Genomic DNA, 9,637 nt, shown 5'->3' with positions numbered 1-9,637 from the left:
CGGTGTGTGGGTTTAGGCGATAGAACTCATCGGGTAGAGGGGGCGTTTTGCTTCATGAATCCCGTGTTATTGACTCTTCGAGATGTTCAACTTGATCGGAACAGTCAAGGTTCCTCCCCAGCTCTGATCGTAGGCAGCCCTTATGCCCAGTCTTAGTACGCCTTCGTAATTGTCGTCGGGCAGTGGCAGTAAGTTGTCCAGAGGCTCATAGTGCAGTTTCCAATAGACGTTATGGTCAATGCCAGCACACGTACTAATGTCATGCATAGGTCCTTCACCTGGACATTCTCCATGTTTGAGGGTGCCCCGCAGGACGACGGGGTAAGGCACTCTTTTGGTGCCTACAACCAGTGTTGTCAGTTTTGTATAGCTTTCATCTTCAACCGATTGAAGCAATGTCGGTCCTTCCTCTTTGCCGTAAGCCACAAGGCCAATGGTGTTTCTCAAGAGAGGCACCGGGATTGTTCCTTCGAGCGTATGGTTGGTAGAGATGGTCCATTCCGACGAGTACTGCACACTGGGTTTGATGGGTGCTGGAAGGTTGAGGTCTGCGATGGCTTGCCGGGCCGTTGCACTGTAAGTGAACTCCCATTTATCAAAGAAACCGCGTAAATCCCTGCCAACGATCCTGCTGCTATTGAGTGCAAACCAGTCCATCTTTTTCTGGTCTGTCGAGAAGTCCTCGGAGTTGTCGCCACGGGCATAGGCCACCCGGAAGTCCCTGGCGAGTTGTGCGTGCCAGTCCGGGAAAGAGGTATATAACTGCGCCAGCATTAACAACGTGCGATTTGAAGGGACATCCGGTGGGATCTCGGGTATTCCGTCCATTTTCAGAAATGTCCCGACAGCCTCTGGATCGGGAGTAATGAACGACAGATTGGGGTGGCATCTGCTGAAGTCGGATAAGTTATTACCTGTCAGCATCCGGCAGGCCTCTAGTGAGAACAGGTTATTGCTGATCTCTGTAAGGTGACCCCATTTCCATGACAATTGATTTTGATGGCCATATTCATGCCAATCACCCCAATGGCTGTTTACCCGGTCCCCGCCAAAATTTATACCGATGAGTCCGTTGTAGTAATGAGACATGCAACAGATATTGAAGCTCGCTTGATACATTGAGAGTGCCAACGTATCCAGTGGCCTTTCGGTTTGCCAGCTAAAACCATTGAGTTGGTCATAACGGGTCGTAATGATCAGATGCTCTCGCATCATGGCATCTATATTCTGGTCGGCGTGCGCCAGAGCAACGGCCGCCGGAAAGTTCATGACGGTGCGGCCATTGAATAGATACACCTGACCAGAAGGGTCTGGCGATCTTGCAAGGGAGGGCCAATCGCCGGATGGCGTGGCTCCATAGACATACAGTGAAGTTTTTTTAGGGGGTGGAGAAGTGCTTATAGTGACGGTAGTGCCCCAGCTGTTCCAGTTATTCATATTCTTGCCCTGGTCCACACAGGCAAGCATCAACATGCCAGGAATAGTGGCTTTATAAACCTGTTGTGTATTTTGTTTTAACCCCATGCTGTTCGTTGCGTCCGGCCCATAAGGTTTGTCAAAGTTGGCGAAGGTGTAGGCAGAGCAGCGAGTGAGCAGGCTGGGGTAGTTTTTTACGTCCAGGGTTATCTCATCGCCGGCCTCCAGATAAGCATGCGTGGGTATATAAATATTTCTACGTTGCCATCCTCCTACACGGCTCATTTCATTCTCTTGCTCTTCAAGGACGGGGATTTTGTATGTGTTTTCTCCCCCTCCATATATTTCGCCGGCCCGTAATTGCCATATAAGAACTTCGCCAAGTACACCTTGTATAGAGGCTTGGGATGTGTCGATTTTTTTACCAGGCGATACCGAGGGTATCAGGGTTTCTTTATTGTCATGGATCGCCTCGTCTTCGGAATAAGCAGCGATGTTCGTTGCCAGTAACAACAGGGTGGCGATTGATTGAAGACATAAGCGGGTGGTTTTATATGAAAGGGCTCGGTAAGAAGGGGTGTTCATTGTCGTGCTCCTTTTTATATTGCTCCTTTTGTTTTATGTAGTTTAGTTGGCCCCTCATTGAGTGAGTGCGCTCAGATATATTGTTTGGCAATATTCATACCCATTTAGGAGCGAATTCATTCGCGAAAAACAGCTCCACAGCCGATTCATTACTCCAACCGTAACAATTCCGCGCCCTGCTTGATTGATGCTCCACACCCTTCGCTCCTAAGGTGATCCACGACAGCGAAATCGTGGAGTGATCATGACAACAATAATGAACCCCGACCCGCGCTGGTCGCGTCGTCGCAGTGAGAAACAGCGGCGACTCGAACAGGTGCGAGCCCTCGCCGATGGTGTGGTGTTGCCGACTGACAAGATTGTCGCGGCGCTGGAGGCCTTGCTGGTTTCCGGGGACCGGGTGGTGCTGGAAGGCAATAACCAGAAGCAGGCGGACTTTCTCTCTCGTGCGCTGGCCAAGGTCGATCCGGCCAAGGTTCACGACCTGCACATGATCATGCCCAGCGTGGGTCGGGCCGAGCATCTGGACCTTTTCGAACAGGGCATCGCCCGCAAGCTGGATTTCTCTTTCGCCGGTACGCAAAGCCTGCGCATCAGCCAGTTGCTTGAAGACGGGCTGCTGGAAATCGGTGCCATCCACACGTACATCGAACTCTATTCGCGACTGGTGGTGGACCTGATCCCCAACGTCGTGCTGGCCGCCGGTTTCATGGCTGACCGGGCAGGCAATATCTACACCGGCCCGAGCACCGAAGACACTCCGGCGTTGATCGAGCCCGCAGCTTTCAGCGACGGTATTGTCATCGTGCAGGTCAATCAGTTGGTGGACGACGTCAGCGAGTTGCCGCGTGTCGATATCCCGGCTTCCTGGGTCGATTTCGTGGTGGTGGCCGACAAGCCGTTCTATATCGAGCCGCTGTTCACCCGCGACCCGCGCCATATCAAGCCCGTGCATGTGCTGATGGCGATGATGGCGATTCGCGGCATCTATGAAAAACACAACGTTCAGTCGCTCAACCACGGCATTGGTTTCAACACCGCCGCCATTGAGCTGATCCTGCCGACCTACGGTGAATCCCTGGGGCTCAAGGGCAAGATCTGCCGCAACTGGACACTCAACCCGCACCCGACGCTGATCCCCGCCATTGAGAGCGGCTGGGTCGAAAGTGTGCATTGCTTCGGCACCGAACTGGGCATGGAAAACTACATCGCGGCCCGGCCCGATGTGTTCTTTACCGGGCGTGATGGCTCGCTGCGTTCCAATCGCCAGTTATGCCAACTGGCCGGGCAGTACGCGGTGGATCTGTTTATCGGCGCAACCTTGCAGGTCGATGGCGACGGCCATTCTTCGACCGTGACTCGCGGCCGGCTGGCAGGCTTCGGCGGTGCGCCCAACATGGGCCACGATCCACGCGGTCGCCGTCATGCCACACCGGCCTGGCTCGATATGCGCCAGCAGAGTGGCGATGCTCCCGAGGCTTATCTGGAGCGCGGCAAGAAGCTGGTGGTGCAGATGGTCGAGACCTTTCAGGAAGGCGGCAAACCCACTTTCGTCGAAACCCTCGATGCGGTGGAAGTGGCGAAAAAGAGCGGCATGCCGCTGGCACCGATCATGATTTATGGCGATGACGTCACCCACCTGCTGACCGAGGAAGGCATCGCGTATCTGTACAAGGCGCGCAGCCTCGAAGAGCGTCAGGCGATGATTGCCGCCGTGGCAGGCGTGACCGTGATCGGCATGCGCCACAACCCCAAGGACACCGCCCGCATGCGCCGCGAAGGCCTGATTGCGCTGCCTGAGGATCTGGGGATTCGTCGCACCGATGCCAGTCGCGAACTGCTGGCCGCCAAGAGCATCGCTGAGCTGGTCCAGTGGTCTGGCGGTTTGTACAGCCCACCTGCGAAATTCAGGAGTTGGTGATGCGCGCACTCAAACTGGATTTGCCGCCCGTTACCCTTGGCGAGCACCTGGCCGATCTGGCTGTGGAAGCGCTGATCGACGAAGCCGATCTGTCGCCCAAGCCGGCCTTGGTCGACCGTCGCGGTAGCGGCGCGCATACCGATCTGCACCTTGGGTTGATGCATGCGTCGGCCTTGTCGCTCTGGCCGGCTTTCAAGCAAATGGCCGATGCGGCTCTGGAGTTCGGTGAAGTCGGCCAACCGTTGCGCGAAGCCTTGGGCAGGCTTGGGCGTGAAGGGGAAACCGACATGCTGCGCACCACGGGCGGTGTGAACACTCATCGCGGCGCGATCTGGGCCTTGGGCCTGTTGGTGGCGGCTGCGGCGCTGGAACCCGAAAACTGTAAACCGGCGGCTGTCTGCTTGCGGGCTGCGCAGTTGGCGTTGATCGAAGATCGTCATGCAATCGCTCAACCGAGCCATGGCCGTGAAGTTGCACGCCGCTACGGTGCCATGGGCGCTCGGGAGCAGGCGCAGCTTGGCTTCCCGGCGGTTACCCGTTTCGGTCTGCCACAACTGCAACACAGCCGGGCGGCGGGCAGTGGCGAACAGAATGCCCGGCTCGATGCCTTGCTGGCGATCATGACCACGCTGGCGGACACCTGCGTGCTGCACCGTTCCGGCATGACCGGTCTTGAAGCCATGCAGCGGGGCGCGCAACGGGTGCTCGACGCCGGTGGCTGCGCAAGCCTGGCGGGGCGTCGTTATCTGCAAGAGCTGGATCTGCAGCTGCTGAGCCTGAACGCATCGCCTGGCGGCGCTGCCGATCTGCTCGCCGCCTGCCTGTTTATCGATAGCCTTGAGCCTGCGCTCGGCCATTCATCGAGGAGTCTTTGATCATGGAAACCCTGTCTTTTGAATTTCCTGCCGGGCAGCCGCCCACAGGCCGTGCGCTGGTGGGTTGTGTCGGCTCGGGCGACCTGGAAGTGCTGCTGGAGCCAGGCTTGCCGGGCAAATTGTCGATCCAGGTGGTGACCTCGGTGAATGGCGCGTCGGCGCGCTGGCAGCATCTGTTCGAGCGCATGTTCGATGGCCAGACACCCCCAGCCCTGAGCATCGACATTCACGATTTCGGTGCAACACCGGGCGTGGTGCGTTTGCGTCTGGAGCAAGGTTTCGAGGAGATCGGCCATGACTGATACCGACCGTTTGCTGAGCCAGCACAGCTTTATCGAACTTGGCGCTCGCCAGCGTGCCCGCGCCTTGCTGGATGCCGGCAGCTTTCGTGAGTTGCTGGATCCTTTTGCTCGCGTCATGTCGCCCTGGCTGGCGCGCCAGGGTGTTGTGCCGCAGGCCGACGATGGTGTGGTGGTTGCCAAAGGCACGGTCGATGGCCGCCCCGTAGTGATCGCGGCCATCGAAGGTGCCTTTCAGGGCGGCAGCATGGGTGAAGTGGGCGGCGCGAAAATGGCCGGTGCGCTGGAGCTGGCTGCCGAAGACAACCGCAATGGCATTCCGACCGCAGCGATTCTGTTGCTGGAAACCGGTGGCGTGCGTTTGCAGGAAGCCAATCTGGGGCTGGCCGCGATTGCCGAGATTCACGCCGCGATTGTCGACCTGCGTCAGTACCAGCCGGTGATCGGTGTGGTGGCGGGCAGTGTCGGGTGTTTTGGCGGCATGTCGATTGCGGCAGGCTTGTGCAGCTACCTGCTGGTGACACAGGAAGCGCGCCTTGGCCTGAACGGTCCGCAGGTCATCGAGCAGGAAGCGGGCATCGAAGAATACGACTCACGCGACAGGCCTTTTATCTGGAGCCTGACCGGCGGCGAACAACGTTTCGCCAGCGAACTGGTAGACGGCTTTGCCGCTGACGATGTGGCGGATATCCGGCAGCAGGTCAGCGGCTGGCTCGGTGACGGCATCCCTGCCCAGCATCGCAGCAGCCAGTACGACCTGTTCCTGCAACGCCTCTCGCGTCTGGACACCACGGCGCAGATCGATCCGCAGGCGGTGCGCAACCTCTATCAAGGAGCCAAGTTATGAGTGATTCCCCACGTGGTTTGAACTGGTTCAATGCCTTGAGCGCCCAGGCCCGGGAAGTGGTGGGCTTGCCCGCTTCGGTGAAAGCTGCGGACGGCACCCTTGGTCATCAGCCGGTACGTTTCCTGGCTGTGGTCGCTGACACCGATAACCGCTTTCCTCGTGCGCGTCAGGGTGAAGTCGGCTTGCTGGAAGGTTGGGGGCTGGCCAAGGCCGTGGACGATGCCATCGAACTGGATCGTCAGGCTGAGCACAAGCGTGCATTGATCGCGATTATCGATGTGCCGAGCCAGGCTTATGGTCGCCGTGAGGAAGCCTTGGGGATTCATCAGGCACTTGCAGGCGCTGTGGACAGCTATGCTCGTGCCCGACTGGCCGGGCATCCGGTGATTGGCCTGCTGGTGGGCAAAGCCATGTCCGGTGCCTTTCTGGCTCATGGTTATCAGGCCAACCGGCTGATTGCCCTGCGTGATCCGGGTGTGATGGTGCATGCCATGGGCAAGGCATCCGCCGCCCGTGTGACGCTGCGCAGCGTCGAGGAACTGGAAAAACTCGCCGCCAGCATCCCGCCCATGGCTTATGACATCGACAACTACGCGAGCCTGGGTTTGCTGTGGGAAACCTTGTCGGTCAGCCAGATCGAGCAACCGGCGGCCGATGATGTCGCTCAGGTTCAGCATGTGCTGAGCAGCGCCATCAAGGATGTTCAGGCCACAGGTGCTGACCTGAGCAGTCGACTGGGCGCCAGCAATCGCGCGGCTTCGTCGACTGTGCGCCAACTGCTGCGGGCTCAGTGGTAATGAATACCCCGCTGGCGGTGCTGCCCCATGATTTGTTGTGGGGCATGAGCCTGTCCGGCTTGCCTGGGGATGCCCCTGACTGGGTATTTGAAGTGATCAGTCAGGGCCAGCCAGTGGTGGTGCGCCGTGGTGCTGTTGCGGCAGGGCAGGTGGCGGTGGGTATTCGCGGGCCACGTCGCGAACAGCGCTATGCCACGACCATGCCGTGCTCGGCCATCGAGCGTCATGTACGTCCTGAACAACTGACTCATCTGACTGACAGAAATCCCCAGCGCTGGCCTGCATTGGAGGCTTTGGGTCAGGTGCGTCCGGTAATGGACGTATTGGACTTGAGCTGGGGCGTCAGTGGCAGTGCAGGCTTCGAGTTGGCCAGTGGTTTTGCCGCGCTGCATCAGGGCAGCGATCTGGATCTGATTTTGCGCACGCCGCAGCCTGTGAGTCGCGGTTGGGCTGCTGAACTGGTGGAGGCGCTGGAAACAGCCATCTGCCGGGTCGATGTTCAGTTGCAACTGGCCGAAGGGGCAGTGGCTTTGAAGGAGTGGGCCGGGTCTTCCCGCGAGGTTCTGCTCAAAAGTTCGACAGATACCCGACTGGTCAGCGATCCATGGCAGCAGCCTGGGGTGAGCGCATGAGCAGCGTCTGGGTGTTTCCCGGCCAGGGCGCGCAGCAGGTGGGCATGTTGCATCAGTTGCCGGACTCGCCCCTGGTACGTGATTGCCTGCACGAAGCTGCCGAGGTTCTGGGCGAAGATGTCTTGGCGCTGGACCGCGCCGAGGCCCTGCAATCGACCCGTGCTGTTCAGCTTTGCCTGTTGATCGCCGGAGTGGTTTACGCCCGTGTTTTACAGCAACACGGTTGTCAGCCTGATTACGTCGCCGGCCTGTCGATTGGCGCTTACCCGGCTGCGGTAATCGCCAAGGCGCTGGCCTTTGAGGATGCGCTTCGACTGGTGGCCTTGCGCGGCGAGTTGATGCAGAACGCTTACCCCGAAGGCTATGGCATGACCGCCATTATCGGTCTTGATCAAGCCTGCATCGAGGCATCGATTGACCGGATTCATAGCCAGGAGACGCCGGTTTTCCTGGCCAATATCAATTCCGATAACCAATGCGTCATCGCAGGCAGCAGCCAGGCGATGGAGCAGGTTGCACGCCTGGCAAAAGAGGCCGGCGCAGCCGCCGTCAAACGCCTGGCCGTGAGCGTGCCGTCCCATTGCGCTCTGCTGGATGAACCGGCGCATGTGCTGGCCAGAGCTTTCGCTGAGGTTCGCCTTGAAACGCCCAAGGTGCGTTATCTGAGCGGCAGTACAGCGCGCCCCATCGTGACCGCTGAAAAGCTGCGCGATGACCTGACCTTCAACATGTGCCGGGTCATCGACTGGCGCAGCACCGTGCAGACCGCCTACGAACGTGGCGTGCGGCTGCAGATCGAGTTACCGCCCGGCACCGTGCTGACGGGGCTGGCGCGCAAAGTGTTCGAACAAGGAACGGCAGTCGCCTTTCAAGGCGCTCGCCTGGACAGTCTGGTCGCGTTGTCGCGAGAGGAGGGAACCCGCAATCCATAAAGTGTGAGTGCAATGCTGCTGCGAAGGACAAAAACAACAACTTCGGCAACGCAATTGAGGAATAACAACAATGATTATCTACGGTGTGGCTTTGCTGGCTATTTGCACCCTTGCAGGGGTGATTCTAGGTGACATGCTCGGCGTTCTGCTGGGGGTCAAATCCAATGTGGGCGGTGTCGGTATCGCCATGATCCTGTTGATCTGTGCTCGCCTGTGGATGGAGAAAAACGGCGGCATGAGCAAGGAATGCGAGTTGGGCGTCGGCTTCTGGGGCGCCATGTACATTCCGGTGGTGGTGGCCATGGCCGCCCAGCAGAATGTGGTGACTGCGCTCAAGGGCGGACCTGTTGCCGTGCTGGCAGCCATCGGTTCGGTGGTGTTGTGTGCCTGCACCATTGCGTTGATCAGCCGTACCAACCGGGGTGAGCCGCTGCCCAAGGAAGAGCCGGACGTGATCCCGACTGCAACCCCTGTGGGAGGTCGCTGATATGTGGGATCTCATCGAGAAAGGCCTGGAACACAACGGTCTGATCACAGCCTTCGCCTTCGTCGGCGTCATCATGTGGATTTCGGTCATTCTGTCCAAGCGACTCACCTTTGGGCGGGTGCATGGCTCGGCCATTGCGATTGTCATCGGCCTGATACTGGCTTGGGTCGGTGGCACGCTGACCGGCGGGCAAAAAGGCCTGGCCGACATGGCGCTGTTCTCCGGAATCGGCCTGATGGGAGGTGCGATGCTGCGCGACTTCGCCATCGTCGCCACGGCCTTCGAGGTGCAAGCCACCGAAGCACGCAAGGCCGGGATGATCGGCGCGGTTGCCTTGTTCCTGGGCACTATCCTACCGTTCATCGTGGGGGCGAGCGTTGCCTGGGTGTTCGGTTATCGCGACGCGATCAGCATGACCACCATCGGCGCGGGCGCCGTCACCTACATTGTGGGTCCGGTGACGGGCGCTGCCCTGGGCGCAACCTCGGATGTGATGGCCTTGTCCATTGCCACCGGTTTGATCAAGGCGATTGTCGTGATGGTCGGCACACCCATGGCGGCCCGCTGGATGGGCCTGGACAACCCACGCTCCGCGATGGTCTTCGGCGGCCTGGCCGGCACCGTCAGCGGCGTGACGGCTGGCCTTGCCGCGACCGACCGGCGCCTGGTGCCTTACGGCGCACTGACCGCCACCTTCCACACCGGGCTTGGCTGCCTGCTGGGGCCGTCACTGCTGTACTTCATCGTGCGAGCGATTGTTGGATAGTTTCCCGGTGTAGATACTCTGTTCACGGTCAAGCTTTTAGCCGGTATTTTTCGCTAAAAAGCTTGGCCGTGTCGAAGTCT

At 59.0% G+C, this 9,637-nt stretch carries 10 protein-coding genes; 9 read left to right on the top strand and 1 reads right to left on the bottom strand.

Annotated elements, in window-relative coordinates:
* Positions 1-66: 66 nt before the first annotated feature.
* Positions 67-2,001: a M60 family metallopeptidase gene (locus tag K5D32_RS21675; RefSeq protein WP_221601787.1), complete on the bottom strand. Its 1,935-nt coding sequence runs from the start codon at positions 1,999-2,001 to the stop codon at positions 67-69.
* Between the two features lie 244 nt (positions 2,002-2,245).
* On the opposite strand from K5D32_RS21675, the gene mdcA reads away from it, so the two are divergent.
* From mdcA to madM, 9 genes are all read left to right on the top strand, one after another.
* Positions 2,246-3,922: a malonate decarboxylase subunit alpha gene (gene mdcA / locus K5D32_RS21670; RefSeq protein ID WP_221601785.1), complete on the top strand. Its 1,677-nt coding sequence runs from the start codon at positions 2,246-2,248 to the stop codon at positions 3,920-3,922.
* Positions 3,922-4,797 (top strand): triphosphoribosyl-dephospho-CoA synthase, encoded by an 876-nt coding sequence (locus K5D32_RS21665; RefSeq protein ID WP_221601783.1) that lies wholly within the window; start codon positions 3,922-3,924, stop codon positions 4,795-4,797. Before mdcA ends, K5D32_RS21665 begins: the two co-directional genes overlap by 1 nt.
* A 2-nt stretch (positions 4,798-4,799) precedes the next feature.
* Positions 4,800-5,099, top strand: a complete 300-nt coding sequence (locus tag K5D32_RS21660) for a malonate decarboxylase subunit delta (protein WP_221601781.1) — start codon at positions 4,800-4,802, stop codon at positions 5,097-5,099.
* Positions 5,092-5,943: a biotin-independent malonate decarboxylase subunit beta gene (locus K5D32_RS21655; protein WP_221601779.1), complete on the top strand. Its 852-nt coding sequence runs from the start codon at positions 5,092-5,094 to the stop codon at positions 5,941-5,943. Before K5D32_RS21660 ends, K5D32_RS21655 begins: the two co-directional genes overlap by 8 nt.
* Positions 5,940-6,740, top strand: a complete 801-nt coding sequence (mdcE, locus tag K5D32_RS21650; protein WP_221601776.1) for a biotin-independent malonate decarboxylase subunit gamma — start codon at positions 5,940-5,942, stop codon at positions 6,738-6,740. Before K5D32_RS21655 ends, mdcE begins: the two co-directional genes overlap by 4 nt.
* Positions 6,734-7,372 (top strand): malonate decarboxylase holo-ACP synthase, encoded by a 639-nt coding sequence (locus K5D32_RS21645; RefSeq protein ID WP_221601774.1) that lies wholly within the window; start codon positions 6,734-6,736, stop codon positions 7,370-7,372. Before mdcE ends, K5D32_RS21645 begins: the two co-directional genes overlap by 7 nt.
* Positions 7,369-8,304, top strand: coding sequence for a malonate decarboxylase subunit epsilon (mdcH, locus tag K5D32_RS21640; RefSeq protein WP_221601807.1), 936 nt, complete (start codon positions 7,369-7,371; stop codon positions 8,302-8,304). The genes K5D32_RS21645 and mdcH overlap by 4 nt, the downstream gene beginning before the upstream one ends.
* A gap of 70 nt (positions 8,305-8,374) precedes the next feature.
* On the top strand, positions 8,375-8,791 hold the full coding sequence (madL, locus tag K5D32_RS21635; protein ID WP_095068367.1) for a malonate transporter subunit MadL: 417 nt from the start codon (positions 8,375-8,377) through the stop codon (positions 8,789-8,791).
* A 1-nt stretch (position 8,792) separates the two neighbouring features.
* The gene (madM, locus tag K5D32_RS21630) at positions 8,793-9,557 is read left to right on the top strand and encodes a malonate transporter subunit MadM (protein ID WP_025262234.1); all 765 of its coding nucleotides are present in this window, start codon (positions 8,793-8,795) and stop codon (positions 9,555-9,557) included.
* Positions 9,558-9,637 lie beyond the last annotated feature (80 nt).

It is taken from the genome of Pseudomonas cichorii (genome assembly GCF_019719005.1).
Classification (GTDB): Bacteria; Pseudomonadota; Gammaproteobacteria; order Pseudomonadales; family Pseudomonadaceae; genus Aquipseudomonas; species Aquipseudomonas cichorii_E.
Note: the sequence above shows the minus strand (reverse complement) of the source record. Positions and strands in the feature narration are given on the sequence as shown.

Excerpts from the sequence above, each read along its gene's own strand:
- K5D32_RS21675 (WP_221601787.1), bottom strand. The coding sequence starts at position 2,001 with ATGAACACCCCTTCTTACCGAGCCCTTTCATATAAAACCACCCGCTTA.
- mdcA (WP_221601785.1), top strand. The coding sequence starts at position 2,246 with ATGACAACAATAATGAACCCCGACCCGCGCTGGTCGCGTCGTCGCAGT.
- K5D32_RS21665 (WP_221601783.1), top strand. The coding sequence starts at position 3,922 with ATGCGCGCACTCAAACTGGATTTGCCGCCCGTTACCCTTGGCGAGCAC.
- K5D32_RS21660 (WP_221601781.1), top strand. The coding sequence starts at position 4,800 with ATGGAAACCCTGTCTTTTGAATTTCCTGCCGGGCAGCCGCCCACAGGC.
- K5D32_RS21655 (WP_221601779.1), top strand. The coding sequence starts at position 5,092 with ATGACTGATACCGACCGTTTGCTGAGCCAGCACAGCTTTATCGAACTT.
- mdcE (WP_221601776.1), top strand. The coding sequence starts at position 5,940 with ATGAGTGATTCCCCACGTGGTTTGAACTGGTTCAATGCCTTGAGCGCC.
- mdcH (WP_221601807.1), top strand. The coding sequence starts at position 7,369 with ATGAGCAGCGTCTGGGTGTTTCCCGGCCAGGGCGCGCAGCAGGTGGGC.
- madL (WP_095068367.1), top strand. The coding sequence starts at position 8,375 with ATGATTATCTACGGTGTGGCTTTGCTGGCTATTTGCACCCTTGCAGGG.
- madM (WP_025262234.1), top strand. The coding sequence starts at position 8,793 with ATGTGGGATCTCATCGAGAAAGGCCTGGAACACAACGGTCTGATCACA.